The sequence below is a fragment of the Streptomyces sp. 17_S59 genome, assembly GCF_056930295.1.
Genome location: NZ_JBXOWD010000001.1, coordinates 594037 through 610221 on the forward strand (window position 1 = coordinate 594037; position 16185 = coordinate 610221).

Here is a 16185-nt window from a genome sequence, read left to right on the forward strand (position 1 = left end):
GCTGGCGTCGAGGAATGGTAGAGGCAGTCAAGAGGAGTTGATCGCCGGTTGAGCCGATTGTCGGCTGTGCCCGGAGATCGAGTGGATTACTCGATCACATGCGCGATCACCCAGACGGCGACAGCACGGGCGACGCCCGCGCAGAAGCCCGTGACGGCGGCGCGGAGCACAGCAAGGCGACGGTTGCGGCGGCCGGTCATGGCGGCTCTCCCGAGGAGGTGATGGGACGCCCCGGGACCGGGGCACGACTCGAACCATCTCCCTGCGCCGCCCCGCAGGGAACGGGTTGGATGTTGTCGGGCGGACAACACCGGGTTGTCCCGCGACAACCAGGGGGTGGGCGGGCATGGCCGATGCACCGGAGACGCGCCGCGCCGGGCGACCGTGGGGGCCGTTGCGGGGGGCCAGCAGAGAGTCGAACGAGATCGCCGGGATCCTGCGCAGGTGGCTGGACGAGGCCACGATCAGCGTGGGGGACCTCCATGCCCGCCTGACCCCCGACCACTTCCCCGACCAAGAGGTCCCCACCAGGCGCAAGTTGTACGACCTCTGTGCGGGCAAGGACCTGACCTGGCCCTTCATCGAAGCGGTCGCCGACTTCTGCACCCCGGGCGATGCCGGCGCCCAGCGGCAGAAACTGGACCACGTCAGGAAGTTGTGGACGGCCTCCCGCGACAGGCCCACGCCCCTGCCGGAGCCGGGTTCGGAGTCGGCGAACGGCGAACTCATGGCGGCCAAGGACCGGATCATCGCCGCCTACGAGCAGATCGTGCGGCGCGCCGAGCAGGAGCGCGACGAAGCCCTGCGGGTGGCGGACGACGCGCTGCGCCTGGTCCGGCAGCTCCAGGAGGAGGTCTGCGGCCTGCGGACGCGGTACGCCGGCCTGACCGACGTCGCGATCGGCGCGGAGCCCGGCCACGGCAGTCCGGACGGGACCGCCAGCACTGCCGTCCCGACGCCCCCCGGTCCGGACGACTTGTTCCTCCTCGACTACGCCGAGGCCCTGCGCAAGGCCCGCGCCGTCCTGGACACCGGAAGCGACACCCTCCAGGCCGCCGAGGAGGAGATCGCGCAGGCCTCGGCCGCCCTGCCGCAGGACGCGGAGGACGCGGAGGCCACCGGACCGGGCACGGGGTTGTCCCGTACAACCCCGGACAACGCCGTGACCACGGACGACGCTGCCTTCGAGGAGCGCTATCGCGAGTACATGGTCGAGCGGTACGCGCACCTGGAGATCTTCGGAGTAACGCTGGGCCCTGGTCCCCATGAGCGCTGGCCCCTGGACCTCGCCTATCTGAGCCTGGAACTCGCCGGTCCGTGGTCGTCCGCAGTGGAGAAAGCGGAGGATGCCCTGGCCGGGCGGCAGCGGACGGTGGTGGCGGGACCGGCGGGCTCCGGCAAGACCACGCTGTTGCAGTGGCTGGCCGTCAGCGCCGCACGCCGGAACCTGCCCGGCCGGCTGGGATACCTCAATGGATGCGTTCCGTTCCTCCTCTCCGTGCGTTCACTGGCCTCTGGCGATTCCCTCCCCCTCGCTGAGGAGTTGCTGGAGGCGGCCGGAAACCCGCTCGCCGGGCTCCAGCCCCAGGGATGGGCGAGCCGAGTTCTCGAACAAGGACGTGCGCTGGTCCTCGTCGACGGTGTCGACGAAGTCCCTCCGGAACGGCGCTCCCGGATCCGGGAATGGCTCCAGGGCATGCTGGCGGCCCACCCGCGCGGCTGCTACGTGGTCACCACCCGCGTTACCGCCGTCTCCGAGAACTGGCTGGACGGCGTGGGATTCCGGCACCTCAGGCTGCGGCCGATGAGCCAGCGCGACGTACGTGCCTTCATCGCCGCCTGGCACGCGGCCGTCCGAGCCGGCGCGAACGACGAAGAGCGCCGGACGCTCGACGAACTGGAGAAGACCCTTCAGAGCGAAGTGCTGCTCCGGCCGAGCCTCTCGGATCTCGCCGCCACCCCACTCCTCTGTGCCCTCATCTGTGCCGTGCACCGCGACCGTCGCGGTCTTCTGCCGCATCGGCACATGGACCTCTACGACGCCGCCCTCTCCATGCTGCTCGTACGGCGGGACGTCGAACGCGGAATCGCGGGCGTGGAGGGCATCCAGATCGGCCGCGAGGAGAGCTTGCGGCTGCTCCAGGACCTGGCCCACTGGCTGATCCGCAACAGCCAATACTCGGTAGATCAGGATACTGCCGTCTTGATCCTCGAACGCGTCCTCCCCACACTGCCGGCCCTCGCCGGGCACGGTGCCGCTCCCGAACAGATCCTGCGTCATCTCCTCGCCCGCAGCGGCGTGCTCCGGGAATCCTCACCCGGCAGTGTGGAGTTCATCCACCGCACCTTCCAGGACTACCTGGCCGCCCGTGCCGCGGTGGAGGTGGCCGACTTCGGGGCGCTGGTGAGCAAGGCCCACGACGAACAGTGGAAGAACGTGATCCGCATGGCCACCGGTCACGCACGGGCCTCCGAGCGCGCCAGTCTCCTCCGCGAACTCGTACGGCGCGGGGACGCGGAGCGCGAGCATCGCACATGGTTGCACCGGCTGGCCGGGTCCTGCCTCGACTACGCCCCCGAACTCGACCCCATGGTGCGGGCAGCGGTCGTGGAACGCGTCGCGGCGCTGGACTCACCGGTGCGGGAGCGCCGGCACATCTTCGGCGACGACGCCGAACAGTACGACGCGGGCCGGCCCGGCTACCCGGACCAACTGGTGGACGACGTCCTGGAGTACGCCCGCCTGGCCGACGGCGTCCGGGCCCTGGAGGTCGGCGCGGGGACGGGCAAGGCGACGGTCGCCTTCGCGGGCCGGGGCATCCCGTTGACCTGCGTCGAACCGGACGAGCGGATGGCCCGGGTGCTGTGGGCGCGCTGCGGCGGGTCGGACGACGTCGCGGTCTTTGTCACGGACTTCGAGACCTGGCTCCCGAACGCGCGTCACGGGCTGCTGTACAGCGCCCAGGCCTGGCACTGGGTCGACCCGGAGGTGCGCTGGGCCAGGGCGCAGGAAGCACTGCTTCCGGGCGGGGCGACGGCCCTCTTCTGGAACCACTGGTTTCTGGAGGGCGGCGAACTCGTCGACGCCCTTACCGCCGCCCACGCCCGTCATGACGTCGCCGTACCGGAGTACACGCTTTTCGACCCCTGCCCGCGCCCCGCGCATCACGGCCCGGAGGCGCGCCAGTGGCGCGAGATGGAGGCCGCCGGCTTCGTCGACCTGCGCCACAGCCTGTACGACTCCGCCCACGATCGCTCGACGCCCGAGCTGATCGAACTGCTCGCCTCCTACTCGGGATACCGGGTCTTTCCACCGGAGACACGTGAACGGCTCTTCGGCGAGCTGGCCCGCATCGTGGACGAACACGGCGGACGTGTGCGGGTGGCAGTGAGGACAAGCCTCTTTCTGGGACGATTCGTGGACTGACGGCGAACAAGCCGTCACACGGACCGCTGCGCGAGTTCCTCCAGCAGGACGACCGCCGCCGGCGCGCGCTCGGGGGCACCCTCGCCCGTCACCGGCTTGACCGTGATCCGGTGCAGATCCGGCTCCAGGGGCCATTGGTCCCCTCTCGGGGTCCGCTCGGCGGATGTCCCGGCCGGGCGCGAGACGGCATGCTGCTGGTGACCGGTCGGACGCCCCTGTCAGCGGCGGCGCCGGTTCGCCCGGCTGTCCCCGGCCTCCCTCACTCGGGCGGACCGTTCGCCGCACCCCGACCGCTCACAGCCACCCGGCCGCCGGATTCCGTCCCCCCGGCGGCCGGGTCGGCACGCCCGGCCAGCCGCCCGCTCGATGCGAACTCCCGCCCCCCTGGCCGAGTCCTCCGGCGCTGCTCTGCTGCTTGAGCGGGGACGAGCGGCCCCCGCCTGAGGCCGACCGACCCATGCCCGGACGGCACCGGACGCGCCACGTTGGGAGTCGGGCCCCGTCGGTAACCGCCGGCCACGCCGGTACGGGCGGTGCGGTGCGGTGCCCGGTTCGGATCCCCTCGCGCTACACGCCAGGAGTCGAAGATGCGTGAAACCACCCCTCGTACGGTCAGTGACGTGATGACCCGAACGGTTGTGGCGGTCAGCCGCGACGCCGCGTACAAGGAGATCGCCAGGACGCTCGCCGAGTGGCGGGTGAGCGCGGTTCCGGTGCTGGCGGGCGAGGACCGCGTCATCGGCGTCGTCTCGGAGGCCGACCTGCTGGCGAAGGAGGAGTTCAAGGACCGCGACCCCTCCCGCCTGGACCAGCTGTGCCACTTCGACGACGTGGTCAAGGGCGCCGCCACGAGCGCCGAGGAACTGATGACCGTGCCCGCGGTCACCGTCCGCGCCTCGGCGACCGTCGCCGAGGCGGCCCGGACCATGGCCCGCAAGGCCGTCAAACGCCTTCCCGTCGTCGACGAGATGGGCAGGCTCACGGGGATTGTCAGCCGGAGCGACCTGCTCAAGGTGTACCTCCGGGAGGACGAGGACATCGCCCACGAGGTGCGCGAGGAGATCGTCGCGCCGCTGTGCCGCGGCCGGCGGCCCACCCTGGAGGTGCGGGTGGAGGAGGGCGTCGTCACGCTCTCGGGTCCGCTCCCCGACACCGCGCTGGTGCCCCTGCTGGAACGGATGGTCCGCACGGTGGACGGAGTCGTCGGTGTCGACCTCCGGCTTCAGGCCGTCCCCTCGGCGCATCGGATGCCACGGCCACCAGTGGTGGGGCCGCAGTTCTGAGGCGCTTTCGCTTCTCGCCGGTGCTCCGGCAGCCGGGCCGATCGGCGGGCTGCGGGCCGTTGGGCCCATGGCTCCGGTCGGCCCGCGGGCGGTGTGATGGCCGCGACCCCACAGCCACGGAGGTACCCGATGCACCAGTTGCTCATGGACCGAACCGGCACCACCGCCCCCTGCCCCGTGCTGCCGGACGGCATTCGTGCGGTGGCATTCGACATCGACACCGTCCTGACCGACCTGTCCTACGTCCAGGCGGCCACCTGGGCGTATACCCTCGACGGCTTCCTCGACCGCTTCCTCGCCGACCACCCCGCCGACTCGGCGGTCAAGGCGTTCGACCCGGAGACCGAACTGCACTGGTTCGTTGACGGAGCCCCGGCCGTGCACGCGGTCAGCACCTTCCTGGAGGAACGGGGCCTGTCCTTCCCGGACTTCCGCACCGCACAGGACACCGCGCGCGCCCTCACCGTACGCCAGCAGAGCCTGCTGGTGCGGTACTTGCGCCACCATGGCGTAGGCGTCCGCCGTGGCGTCCCGGAGGTGCTGCGCGAACTGCGCGACCGGGGCATCGCCCTGGCCGCCGTCTCCCACACCCCGCGTGCCGGGCGCCTGCTGACCGTACGCGGTGTGCGCCGCCTGTTCGATGTGGTGCTCGACGGAGACGACCGCGCCCGTCTGCGACTGCCGCCCAAGCCGGACCCGGCTCTGCTGTCCAGGGCCGTGCGTGAGCTGGGCGTCCCCCCGCGGGAGTCGGCGAGCGTGGAGGCCTCGCCGAGCGGCGTCGCGGCCGCCCGCACCGGGGCGTTCGGCAGGGTCGTCGGCCTGGCTCCGCCCGCATACCTGCCCGGTCTCACCGAGATGTTCCGCCGGGGCGCCGACTGCGTGGTGCACGACCTCAGCGAACTGACCGGTGCGGGCGGCGTGCCCGCGGCGGCCTGACGGCCTCCGGCCCACCGGCAGCCGACCCGACCGACTCACCCCTGGAGGACATCACATGACCGAGATCAACAGCCCGCTCACCGGCCACGTGGTGGTGGGCTTCGACGCTTCCGCTCACGCCGTACGCGCCCTCGACCAGGCCGTGGACGCGGCCGTACGGCGCGGCGTTCCGCTCGACATCGTCTGCGGCTGGCCCTGGGGCAAGCACTCCTCCGCCGCGGAGGGGACGCGCGACGAGGCGCAGCGGCTCCATGAGGCGTGCCGCGCCGTGACGGACCAGGCCGTGGAACGGGCCCGGGTCCGTGCCCCGGGGCTGCGGGTGACCTCGCGGCCGACGGCGGAGCCCGCTGCCGCCGCCCTGGTGCGGGCGGGCCGCACCGCAGCCCTGACCGTGGTGGGCACCCGGGGCCACGGCGGCTTCGCCGGCCTGCTGCTCGGCTCGGTCAGCCTCCGCCTCGCCGCCCACTGCACCACTCCCCTGCTCGTCGTGCGCGGTGGGCAAAGGCCGCCCGGCGGCGATGTGGTGGTCGGCGTGGCCTCGGACGCGGACACCGAGGCGGTCCGCTTCGGCTTCGAAGAGGCGCGGCGCCGGGGCGTGGCCGTGCGGCTGCTGCACGCCTGGCAGTACCCGGCTCCGCCCAACATGGGGGTGCCGACGCCGATGTCCGGCGACGATCTGCGTCAGCTGCGGGAAGCCGAGCAGGCCGTCCCCCGGTACGCCGCGTCCGCCCTCAGCGGGGAGTACCCGGACGTCAAGGTCGTCGAGGAGGCCGTGCGCGACGGTGCCTCACGGGCGCTGATCGAGGCGAGCCGGCAGGCGGACGTGGTGGTGCTCGCCGCCCACCGGCGCCCTCACCCGCTCGGTCTCCAGCTCGGCACGGTCACCCATGCGCTGCTGCACCACGCCCACTGCCCGGTCGTCCTCGTCCCCGTCCGCTGACCTCGCCGGACAACGTGCCGGAGGTGCCGAAAGCGCCGGGCGGCGGACCCCCTTACGTGGAAACGGGGATCCACCGCCCGGCCGCGGGGCCGGAGAAGGCGGGCTACTGCTGGTTGCGTGCTTCGGCGGCGATCACCGCCGCCTGTACCCTGCGCTCGACACCGAGCTTGGCCAGCATCCGCGAGATGTGGTTCTTGACCGTCTTCTCGGCGAGGTACAGCTGCAGGCCGATCTCGCGGTTGGTGAGCCCGTCACCGATGAGGTCGAGGATCTGGCGTTCGCGCTCGGTCAGCGAGGCCAGGGCCGGCGGTGGCGCCTCCTCCTCCGGCTGTCCGCGCAGCCTGGCCATGAGCCGGGTGGTGGCGCCCGGGTCGAGCATGGACTGGCCGCCGGCCACGGTGCGGACGGCGGTGATCAGGTCGGTGCCGCTGATCTGCTTGAGGACGTATCCCGAGGCACCGGCCATGACGGCGTCGAGCAGCGCCTCCTCGTCGTCGAAGGAGGTGAGCATCAGACAGGCCAGGCCCGGCACCCGGGAGCGCAGCTCGCGGCAGACGCTCACTCCGTCGCCGTCCGGCAGCCGCACGTCCAGCACGGCGACCCGGGGGCGCAGGGCCGGGATGCGCACCAGGGCCTGCTCGACGGTGCCCGCCTCGCCCACCACGGTCAGGTCGCCCTCGGCCTCCAGGACGTCCCGGATGCCGCGCCGCACCACCTCGTGGTCGTCGAGCAGGAACACACTCACCGGTCCGCCGCCGACGGGCGGCACCTCGCTGCTGTCAGTGGTCACTCCGGCACCTCCTTGATGCGATACCCCGTCACCATGTCGAGACTGATGCTCACGGTGTGAGCCATCTCGCCGCCGACCCACGGTTCGACGGCGTCCTGATACCGCCGCCGAAGGACCGGATCATTCACCAGGTGCGCCTCGCCCGTCACCACCACGCTCCAGCCGGTGCGCCGCTCGGTGTCGAACTCGTCGGCCTCGTACGCCACCACGGCACCGTCGCGGGCCGGGCCGAGCAGCGCGGCACCGCTGTGGGCGCGGATGACGATCAGGTCGTCGACGAGGACATGGTTGACCGGACGCACCGCGGGCAGGGCCTGATGGCTGAATACCAGCCGCCCGATCGGCGCGCTCTTCAGCAGGCTGAGCGCCTCCTGGCGGGACAGCTTCTCGGTACGGGAGGCGGTCTGCCGGCTGGACACCGTCACAGCCGGCACTCCGCACCACTCGAATGGACAAAAAGGGATGATCCGGTCGATTGCGGAACGCTTGGGCGAGGGATACGAGCCATGGCCCCCATTAGACATACCGGCGGCAGGAGCAGCTAGGGCTGAACGGCCCCATCCCGCCGCGCGGCGCCCGGTCAGACGGGGACGGTACCCGGGGCCCGGACCGCGGCGCCGGCGGGGAAGGGCCGGCCGCCGGGGGTGACGACGGTGCCGGCGGCGCCCGCGAGGATGGCCTCGGCGTCGGCGAGGGCGCCGATGGCGGCCATGCCGCCGGTGTGCTCGGCGAACCGGCACACCGCCTCCGCCTTGGGGCCCATCGACCCGGCGGGGAACTCCTCGGCGCGCAGCCGCCCGGGGGTGGTGTGCCGGATCGGCTCGGCCCCGGGGGTTCCATAGCCCCGGATCGCCGCCGGTACGTCGGTGAGCAGCAGCAGGGCGTCGGCGTCCAGGGCCTCGGCGAGCAGGGCGGCGGTGAGGTCCTTGTCGACCACGGCCTCCACCCCGGTGAGGTGCCCGCCCTCGTCACGGACGACCGGAACCCCGCCGCCCCCGGCGCACACCGCGATGGCGCCGGAGGAGAGCAGCAGGCGGATCAGGCGGGTCTCCACCACCCGGCGGGGCTCGGGCGAGGGGACCACCCGCCGCCAGTGGTCACCGTCCTGCCGTACCGTCCAGCCCCGCTCGGCGGCCAGCCGTTCGGCCTCCGCCTTCCCGTAGACGGACCCCACGAACTTGGTGGGGTTGCCGAAAGCCGGGTCGGCGGCGGACACCAGTGTCTGATTGAGCAGGGCGCACACCTGCCGGCCGGGGAGGGCGTTCTGCAGCGCCTGGAGCAGCCAGTAGCCGATCATGCCCTGGGTCTCGGCTCCCAGCACATCGAAGGGATAGGGCGAGGTGAGGCTGTGATCGGCCGCGCTCTGCAGGGCGAGCAGGCCGACCTGCGGCCCGTTGCCGTGGGTGATGACCAGCTCGTGGTGGCGGGCGAGGGGAGCCAGGGCGGCCACGGCCGCCCGGACGTTGGCCTGCTGGACGGCGGCATCGGGCCGCTCGCCCCTGCGCAACAGGGCGTTTCCGCCGAGCGCTACGACGACGCGCATGACGACTTCCTTGCGGTATCGGTCAGTCGCCGAGGGTGGCGACGAGGACGGCCTTGATGGTGTGCAGGCGGTTCTCCGCCTGGTCGAAGACGATGGAGTGCGACGACTCGAAGACCTCGTCGGTGACTTCGAGGGCGGTCAGCCCGGTACGGGCGAGGACCTCGGCGCCGACGGTGGTCCGGTCGTCGTGGAAGGCGGGCAGGCAGTGCATGAACTTCACCCGCGGGTTGCCGGTGGCCTTCAGGACGTCCATGGTCACCTGGTACGGCCTGAGGAGGGCGATGCGCTCGTCCCAGATCCCCTTGGGCTCGCCCATGGAGACCCAGACGTCGGTGCAGAGGAAGTCGGCTCCCGCCACGCCCTCGCCGACCTCCGTGGTGAGGGTGATGCGGGCGCCGGTCCCCTCGGCGATGCGCCGCGCCTCCTTCACCACGTCCGCCTCGGGTTCCAGGGCCGCGGGCCCGACCAGGCGCACGTCCATGCCCAGCATCGCGCCCATGACCAGAAGGGAGTTGGCGACGTTGTTGCGGGCGTCACCGAGGTAGGCGAAGACGATCTCGTGCAGGGGCTTGTCGGTGTGCTCCCACATGGTCAGCGCGTCGGCCAGCGACTGGGTGGGGTGCCACTCGTCGGTCAGCCCGTTGAACACCGGCACACCCGAGAAGTCGGCCAGTTCCTCCACGACGCGCTGGGCACTGCCCCGGTACTCGATGCCGTCGTACATCCGGCCCAGCACCCGGGCGGTGTCCCGGACGGACTCCTTGTGGCCCATCTGCGAGCCCGCCGGGTCCAGGTAGGTGACGTGGGCGCCCTGTTCGTAGGCGGCGGTCTCGAAGGCACAGCGCGTACGGGTGGAGGTCTTTTCGAACAGCAGGGCGATGTTCTTGCCGCGCAGCCGCTGCCGTTCGGTACCGGCGTTGCGGGCCGCCTTCAGCTGCTCGGCGAGGTCCATCAGATGACGGAACTCGGCCGGGGTGAAGTCGAGTTCCTTCAGGAAGCTGCGGTGGCGCAGGTTGGTGGCCATGGTGGGGCTCTCCTTGTCCTCGGGGGTGCCGGTCAGACGGCGTCACGCTCGACGGGGCAGCTCATGCAGCGCGGACCGCCGCGGCCGCGGCCGAGTTCGCTGCCCCGGATGGTGATGACCTCGATGCCGTTGCGGCGCAGGTGGGTGTTGGTGGTGACGTTGCGCTCATAGGCGACGACCACGCCCGGCTCGACGGCGAGGACGTTGCAGCCGTCGTCCCACTGCTCGCGCTCGGCGGAGTGCACGTCCTGGGTCGCGGTGAGCACGGTGACCGACGGCAGCCCGAGGGCGTCGGCGATGGCCTGGTGCATCTCCGCCGGAGCGTGATCGGTGATCTTCAGCTTCTCGCCGTCGCCGCCGGGTTCGATGGTGCAGGAGGGAAGCGCGCCCAGGCCCGCGTATGTGGTGAAGGTGTCGGGGCCGACCATGGTCATCACCGTGTCCAGGTGCATGAAGCTGCGTTTCTTGGGCATCTCCAGGGCCACCACCCGCCGGGCGGAGCCGGCCGCGAAGAGACGCAGGGCGAGCGCCTCCACGGCCTGCGGCGTGGTGCGTTCACTCATGCCCACCAGCACCGCGCCGTTGCCGATGACCAGGACGTCGCCGCCCTCCAGGGTGGCCGGGTGGCCGGCCTGCCCGTCGGACCACCGCTGGAACTCCTGCTTCTCGAACAGCGGGTGAAGCGTGTAGATCGCCTCGAAGTGGATGGTCTCCCGGCGCCGCGCCTGCTTGCGCATCGCGTTGACGCTCACTCCGTCGTAGATCCAGCAGGAGGTGTCACGGGTGAACAAGTGGTTGGGCAGCGGGGCGAGCACGAAGTCGTCGGGCGCCATGGCGTGCAGCCGTACGCTGGGCACGTTGCCCAGCCGCTGTCCGAGCTCCCGCTTGGTCATGCCGCCGATCAGGTACCCGGTCAGCTCGGCCGGTCCCATGGCGTCGAAGGCGTCGCGCATCCGGTCGGTGGCCAGCGGGCCGAAGTCCCGCTCGTCGAAGACCCGGTCGCACACCAGGGTGCGGGCGGCCGGCCGGGCCAGCGCCTCGGTCAGCAGGTCGGTCAGGTAGTGGACCACGACTCCCCTGTCACGCAGGGTGTCGGCGAAGGCGTCGTGCTCCTCGCGCGCCCGTTTCACCCACAGCACGTCGTCGAAGAGCAGCTCGTCCTTGTTGGACGGGGTCAGCCGCTTCAGCTCCAGGTCGGGGCGGTGCAGGATGACCCGCCGCAGCCGGCCCGCCTCGGAATCCACATGGAAGTTCATCAGGTCTCCCTCCCGGAACCCGGCGGCCGCCGCAGCGGCCCCGGGTGGAACGGTTCCAACCTGTCACCCGCACCCGTGGTTCCAGGGCCGCCACAAGGCCCCGGCTCCGGCACGTACGACCCCCATGCACCGGCCACCCCGCAGGGACCTTCAGTCCCGCACCGTCTCCGGGCCGGGACCGGCTCCGCGCACCAGGGCCGTTGGACGCACGCCCGTCAGGGCCGTCCGGCCCACCGGAACGGGACGCCCGTCAGGACGGTCGGCCCGCGCCGTGCTCCGCCGGGCCGGGGAGTCTGGTAGAGGCGCGGGGCTTCGCCCGAGGTGCCCGGCCGGAGGACAGCGGACAGGAAAGGAAAGGCCGTCATGTGGCAACCCATCGTGGCTTCCGTGATGACCCGCCAGGTCGTCCACGCCCGGCGCTCCACCGCGCTGCCGGTCATGGCGGCGCTGATGCGGACCCGGGGCGTCAGCGGGATACCGGTGATCGACCATGACGACAAGGTCGTCGGCGTGGTTTCCGAGACCGATCTGTCGCGTCGGCGCACCGCCGAACACGGCCGGCCCACCGGGCCGCCCATGGACGCCACGGCAGCGGAACTCATGACCACCCCCGCGATCACCGTTCACCCCGAGCAGCCGGCCGCCGACGCGGCACGGGTCATGGACCGGCACGGTGTCAACCGGCTGCCGGTGGTGGACGAGGCCGACCGGCTCATCGGCATCGTCACCCGCCAGGACCTGCTGCGGCTCTTCATACGGCCGGACAGCGGCATCGAGCAGCGGGTACGGGACACCGTGCTGCCGGCCGCCGGCCGCTCCCTGCCCGGCGCCGTGACCGTGCGGGTGCACGAGGGGGTCGTCCACCTTCAGGGCACGGTACCGGCCGCGGCCGTCCCCCCGCTGATCCGGGGCGTCTGGCGGCTGGACGGCGTGACCGGCGTGGTCAGCCACCTCGCCGTCGAGAACTCCGAGGGCGAACAGGCCGATTGAGAGGGCGGGACGAAAGGCAGGCGAGCGGAGATGGAACTCCCCGTCGTGGTGGGCACCGACGGCTCCCCCGGAGGACTGCGGGCGGTGGACTGGGCGGTGGACGCCGCCGTCCGGCACCGTCTGCCGCTGCGGATCCTCCATGCCGTCCCGAGCGGCCCGTCGCACCGGCGTCCGGCCGGTCCCTGCCCCGCAGAGGTCTGCGCCCTGGCCGCCGAACGTGCCGAGCGGCGCTGCTGCCGGCTGAAGGTCTCCGCCGAGCTGTCCTTCAACGACCCGGTGGTGGCACTGCTGGCGGCCTCGTACGCCGCATCGGTCCTGGTGGTGGGCGCACCCGGCCCGGCCGGTCAGGCGGCCGCGCCGCCGGGGCAGGTGAGCACGGCCGTCGCCGCGCACGCTCACTGCCCGGTGGTCGTGGTCCGCGGCCGCCCCTTCAATGTGGCGGGCCGGATGTCACGGGTCGTCGCCGACATCGACCGCCGCCGCCCGGCAGGTGCCCCGCTGGTGTTCGCCTTCGCCGAGGCGGCGGCGCGGGGCTGCGAGGTGGAGGCGGTCTACGCCTGGCCCGACGGGGAACGGGAGCGGCCCTGGGCCCTGGCCATGGATGCGGCGCTGCGCACGGCGACCGCCGCCCACCCCGAGGTGCCGCTGGTCACCCATCCGGTGCGGCGACCGGTACACATCGCGCTGCTGTGCACCACCACGAGGGCCGACCTGGTGGTCCTCGGGGCGCCGCCGTACGGGCTGCCTGGCACGTCCCTGGGTGCGTCCGGCGACGCTGTGCTGCGGCGTGCGCGCTGTCCGGTGGCGATCGTCCGGCGGGTCATGCGTACTCGCCCCGACGGTACTTGAGCCAGATGTAGACGGGGACACCCAGCAGGACGGTGAACAGGCCGTAGTAGACGGTCCGGTATCCGCTGCCCTGGAGCGACCAGTAGGAGAAGGCCAGTGCCGACACCGAGATCGCCGTGTCACGGGCAAAGCGCCCAGGGGCGAGGGAGCGCCGGTGGGTCAGCAGCCAGAACAGCTGGGCGGCGGCGGAGAAGAGGTAGGGGATGACGGAGGTCAGCACGCTGAGCAGCACGATGGTGGTGAAGACCTGGTCGAAGCTGCTGTAGGCGGCGATGGTGATCAGCGAGGCCAGCACGGTGGAGGCGAGGATGCCGAAGACCGGGACGTCACCCCGCCTGCGGGAGAAGACCTCCGGGAACAGCCCGTCCCGCGCGGCCGCGTCCGGCATCTCCGCGCAGATCATGGTCCAGCCGCCGAGCGCGCCGATGCCGGAGACGATCGCCGCGAGGGCGACCAGGTCGCCCGCCCAGGTGCCGCCGCCCGCCATCTGGTTGGCCGCGTCGCTGAACGGCGCCGTGGAGTCGAGGAGTTGCCGGTGCGGGACGGCACCGAAGACGGCGAGCGTGCCCAGCAGGTAGACCACGGCACAGGCCAGGGTGCCGTAGACGGTGGCGCGGGGGACGTTGCGCCCGGGGTCGCGGACCCGGCCCGCGGCGACCGAGGCGGTCTCCAGCCCGATGTAGCTGAACAGCGCGATCGCCGCCGCGGCCGAGACGGCGCCGAGCGGTGAGCCGCCATGGGCGTTGAACGCGCCGAAGTTGCGGGTGTGCATGAAGAACAGGCCCACCGTGGCCATCAGGATCAGCGGGACGAACTTCAGCACCGCGGTGACGACCTGGAAGGCACCCAAGGAGCGCAGCCCGGCCAGGTTGACCGCGGCCGGTATCCACAGCCCGGTCAGCGCGATGGTCATCGAAAGCCACTTGTGGTGCCCGGTGTTGACGTACACCTCCACATAGCCGACCCAGGCCACCGCGATGGCCGCGTTCCCGGCCCAGGCAGTGATCCAGTACGACCAGGCGTTGAGGAACCCGGCGAACTCCCCGAACGCCTCCCGGGCGTAGATGTACGGGCCGCCGCTGCCCGGCACCCGCTCGGCCAGCCGCCCGAAGGTGACCGCCAGGGCCAGGGCGCCCAGGGTGACCACGACGAAGGCGACGAGCGAGATGGGTCCGTAGGGGGCCAGGGCGGACGGGAGCGCGAACACGCCCGTGCCGATGATGCTTCCCACGATCAGAGCGGTCGCGGTGGGCAGGCCGAAGGAGGACGGCGCCGCCGCGTCCGGTGCCGGATCCACGGACGGCGTTGGGTGCTTGTGCATCACGGGGCTCCTGTGCGTGCTGAGGCCGAACAGAACGCCTTTGATCCTGGTCGCGCCGGGGGCGCCCGTCGTGGGGCCTTACGTCCCCGCCCGGCCCCCGGAAGGCCCGCGCCCCGGCCGAACGGTCCGCGCCCGGGCAGGGCCGGTCGGCTGGGCCGTCCCCGCGCCGCCACCGCGTTCCTCACGGAAGGTTCGGCCAGTGTGGTGTACGGGACCTGGTTGAAATAGTCCGAGTCCTTGGGACGGGCGGGAGTCGGCCGTTGCCAGGAAGACCATGGCCTGGCGGCCGATGAAGTCCCGCATCTCGGGTGTGAGGTGGGTGCGCACCTGTCGGTCGTAGAACCGGGCGGCGAGGGTGCCGAGAGCAGCAGCCGGCGGCCGGACACGCGCAAGACGGCCCCCTGACGACGTCCGTCAGCCCGAGGCCTGATGCGCGAGCGCCTTCAAGGTCGCGTTCAACCAGTGCACCTCTGCCTGGCTCGTCGCACGCGCGATCTTCAGGATTCCCTGCCGGAACGGGTCGTCGAACTCCTCGGCTCCGAGCGGTCGTTCGCCCTCGTAGAAGAAGCTGCTCGGCTCCTGGAGGAAGTCCAGACGGCGCCGCAGCACAGCCGCCTGCTGCTCCGGGTCGTCGAGCTGACGCAGGAAGGCCAGGACGGTGAACCAGTGGTTCTCGTCACTGATCTCCACACCGCGGGCTTCCCGCAGACGACGCCGCAGCTCGTCCCGCCCCCCGTCGGTCAAGGTGAGCACATGCCGGGGAGCCGCTCTGCTTCCGGGCTCGGTCCGGCGGCTCAGCCAACCCGCTTTCTCCAGCCGCTTGATCGCCGGATACAGCGTGCCGTCCGCGATGGGCCGGACATGACCGGTCAGGTGCGCAACACGCCGCTTCAGCTCGTAGCCGTGCAGCGGCTGCTCGTACAGGAAACCCAGGATTGCCAACTCCAGCACAGCAGCATTATCCCTCACCCCGCTATACATCGATGACGATGTATAGTCCCGGCGATGCTTTGAACCGGCCGAGGAGGAGACATGCGCGACGCCCAGGTGACACCCGATGGGGCACGGATCCGCTGGGTGGAGATACCGGGAGACCCGCGGCACCCCCGGGTCTACCTGCACGGACTGGGCGCCTCCTCCAGTCCGTACTTCGCGGCCGTCGCCGTCCACCCCGTCCTCGCCGGCCCGCGCTCGCTCCTGATCGACATGCTCGGCTTCGGCATCAGCGACCGCCCGACGAACGTCGACTACACCCTCGAAGACCACGCCGACGCCCTCGCGACGGCCCTTGAGACAGCCGGCGTCCGGGCGGCCGACGTCGTCGCGCACAGCATGGGCGGCGCGGTCGCCGTCGTGCTTGCCCATCGCCACCCGCACCTGGTCGCCCGCCTGGTCCTGGTCGACGCCAACCTCGACCCCGTGCCCCCTACGCGCGGCCGGCCGGGCACACGCGGCATCGCCGCCTGCACCGAAGAAGAGTTCCTCGACGGTGAATGGCAGGAAACCCGCGAAGCCGTCGGACCGCACTGGTGGTCCACGATGCGACTGGCCGGCCTCGAGGCACTCCACCGCAGCGCGGTACACCTCGCCCGCGGCACCGAGCCCACCGTCCGTCAGCTGCTGCTGGGCCTGACGATTCCACGGACCTACCTGCGCCCCGAGAACGACGGCCCGCTCGCCGCCGCGAAGCAGCTCGTCGAAGCAGGGGTCTCCCTCGTGTCCATCCCGGACTGCGGGCACAACATCATGCTGGACAACGCGGATGCGTTCGCTCGAGAAACCGCTCGTGCTCTGCGGGGCGCCTGACCCGGCAGAACAGGGAACCA

14 protein-coding genes are annotated in these 16185 nt (G+C 71.8%); 7 read left to right on the plus strand and 7 right to left on the minus strand.

Translation table 11 applies throughout. The features are described from left to right. Positions 1 to 346 precede the first annotated feature (346 nt). From AC1Z4A_RS02350 to AC1Z4A_RS02365, 4 genes are all read left to right on the plus strand, one after another. On the plus strand, positions 347 to 3427 hold the full coding sequence (locus tag AC1Z4A_RS02350; protein ID WP_483676136.1) for an NACHT domain-containing protein: 3081 nt from the start codon (positions 347 to 349) through the stop codon (positions 3425 to 3427). A gap of 623 nt (positions 3428 to 4050) precedes the next feature. Then, positions 4051 to 4710, plus strand: a complete 660-nt coding sequence (locus tag AC1Z4A_RS02355; protein ID WP_483676137.1) for a CBS domain-containing protein — start codon at positions 4051 to 4053, stop codon at positions 4708 to 4710. A 129-nt stretch (positions 4711 to 4839) separates the two neighbouring features. Further along, positions 4840 to 5646, plus strand: a complete 807-nt coding sequence (locus AC1Z4A_RS02360; protein WP_483676138.1) for an HAD family hydrolase — start codon at positions 4840 to 4842, stop codon at positions 5644 to 5646. Positions 5647 to 5701: 55 nt separating this feature from the next. Further along, positions 5702 to 6586: a universal stress protein gene (locus AC1Z4A_RS02365; protein ID WP_483676139.1), complete on the plus strand. Its 885-nt coding sequence runs from the start codon at positions 5702 to 5704 to the stop codon at positions 6584 to 6586. A 103-nt stretch (positions 6587 to 6689) separates the two neighbouring features. On the opposite strand, the gene AC1Z4A_RS02370 is transcribed toward AC1Z4A_RS02365, so the two are convergent. The 5 genes from AC1Z4A_RS02370 to AC1Z4A_RS02390 form a co-directional block, all read right to left on the minus strand. Beyond that, entirely contained in the window at positions 6690 to 7376 is a 687-nt protein-coding gene (locus AC1Z4A_RS02370) for a response regulator (RefSeq protein ID WP_483676140.1), read from the minus strand. Further along, positions 7373 to 7801 (minus strand): pyridoxamine 5'-phosphate oxidase family protein, encoded by a 429-nt coding sequence (locus AC1Z4A_RS02375; protein WP_483676141.1) that lies wholly within the window; start codon positions 7799 to 7801, stop codon positions 7373 to 7375. Before AC1Z4A_RS02375 ends, AC1Z4A_RS02370 begins: the two co-directional genes overlap by 4 nt. 155 nt (positions 7802 to 7956) lie before the next feature. Continuing rightward, on the minus strand, positions 7957 to 8919 hold the full coding sequence (locus AC1Z4A_RS02380; protein WP_483676142.1) for a carbamate kinase: 963 nt from the start codon (positions 8917 to 8919) through the stop codon (positions 7957 to 7959). Positions 8920 to 8941: 22 nt separating this feature from the next. Continuing rightward, positions 8942 to 9943: an ornithine carbamoyltransferase gene (gene argF / locus AC1Z4A_RS02385; RefSeq protein WP_483676143.1), complete on the minus strand. Its 1002-nt coding sequence runs from the start codon at positions 9941 to 9943 to the stop codon at positions 8942 to 8944. Between the two features lie 32 nt (positions 9944 to 9975). Continuing rightward, on the minus strand, positions 9976 to 11199 hold the full coding sequence (locus tag AC1Z4A_RS02390; protein WP_483676144.1) for an arginine deiminase: 1224 nt from the start codon (positions 11197 to 11199) through the stop codon (positions 9976 to 9978). A 363-nt stretch (positions 11200 to 11562) separates the two neighbouring features. On the opposite strand from AC1Z4A_RS02390, the gene AC1Z4A_RS02395 reads away from it, so the two are divergent. Next, positions 11563 to 12189, plus strand: coding sequence for a CBS domain-containing protein (locus AC1Z4A_RS02395; RefSeq protein WP_483676145.1), 627 nt, complete (start codon positions 11563 to 11565; stop codon positions 12187 to 12189). Positions 12190 to 12219: 30 nt separating this feature from the next. Next, positions 12220 to 13038, plus strand: a complete 819-nt coding sequence (locus tag AC1Z4A_RS02400; protein WP_483676146.1) for a universal stress protein — start codon at positions 12220 to 12222, stop codon at positions 13036 to 13038. On the opposite strand, the gene AC1Z4A_RS02405 is transcribed toward AC1Z4A_RS02400, so the two are convergent. Further along, positions 13010 to 14359, minus strand: a complete 1350-nt coding sequence (locus tag AC1Z4A_RS02405) for an amino acid permease (RefSeq protein ID WP_483676147.1) — start codon at positions 14357 to 14359, stop codon at positions 13010 to 13012. The genes AC1Z4A_RS02400 and AC1Z4A_RS02405 overlap by 29 nt on opposite strands. Before the next feature lie 414 nt (positions 14360 to 14773). Continuing rightward, the gene (locus AC1Z4A_RS02410) at positions 14774 to 15310 is read right to left on the minus strand and encodes a PadR family transcriptional regulator (protein WP_483676148.1); all 537 of its coding nucleotides are present in this window, start codon (positions 15308 to 15310) and stop codon (positions 14774 to 14776) included. A gap of 81 nt (positions 15311 to 15391) precedes the next feature. Between AC1Z4A_RS02410 and AC1Z4A_RS02415 the strand changes: the two genes are divergently transcribed. After that, complete coding sequence (locus AC1Z4A_RS02415; RefSeq protein ID WP_483676149.1) at positions 15392 to 16165, plus strand: alpha/beta fold hydrolase; 774 nt, start codon at positions 15392 to 15394, stop codon at positions 16163 to 16165. Positions 16166 to 16185 lie beyond the last annotated feature (20 nt).

Excerpts from the sequence above, each read along its gene's own strand:
- AC1Z4A_RS02355 (WP_483676137.1), top strand. The coding sequence starts at position 4,051 with ATGACCCGAACGGTTGTGGCGGTCAGCCGCGACGCCGCGTACAAGGAG.
- AC1Z4A_RS02360 (WP_483676138.1), top strand. The coding sequence starts at position 4,840 with ATGCACCAGTTGCTCATGGACCGAACCGGCACCACCGCCCCCTGCCCC.
- AC1Z4A_RS02400 (WP_483676146.1), top strand. The coding sequence starts at position 12,220 with ATGGAACTCCCCGTCGTGGTGGGCACCGACGGCTCCCCCGGAGGACTG.
- AC1Z4A_RS02380 (WP_483676142.1), bottom strand. The coding sequence starts at position 8,919 with ATGCGCGTCGTCGTAGCGCTCGGCGGAAACGCCCTGTTGCGCAGGGGC.
- AC1Z4A_RS02405 (WP_483676147.1), bottom strand. The coding sequence starts at position 14,359 with ATGCACAAGCACCCAACGCCGTCCGTGGATCCGGCACCGGACGCGGCG.
- argF (WP_483676143.1), bottom strand. The coding sequence starts at position 9,943 with ATGGCCACCAACCTGCGCCACCGCAGCTTCCTGAAGGAACTCGACTTC.
- AC1Z4A_RS02395 (WP_483676145.1), top strand. The coding sequence starts at position 11,563 with ATGTGGCAACCCATCGTGGCTTCCGTGATGACCCGCCAGGTCGTCCAC.
- AC1Z4A_RS02390 (WP_483676144.1), bottom strand. The coding sequence starts at position 11,199 with ATGAACTTCCATGTGGATTCCGAGGCGGGCCGGCTGCGGCGGGTCATC.
- AC1Z4A_RS02365 (WP_483676139.1), top strand. The coding sequence starts at position 5,702 with ATGACCGAGATCAACAGCCCGCTCACCGGCCACGTGGTGGTGGGCTTC.
- AC1Z4A_RS02350 (WP_483676136.1), top strand. The coding sequence starts at position 347 with ATGGCCGATGCACCGGAGACGCGCCGCGCCGGGCGACCGTGGGGGCCG.
- AC1Z4A_RS02415 (WP_483676149.1), top strand. The coding sequence starts at position 15,392 with ATGCGCGACGCCCAGGTGACACCCGATGGGGCACGGATCCGCTGGGTG.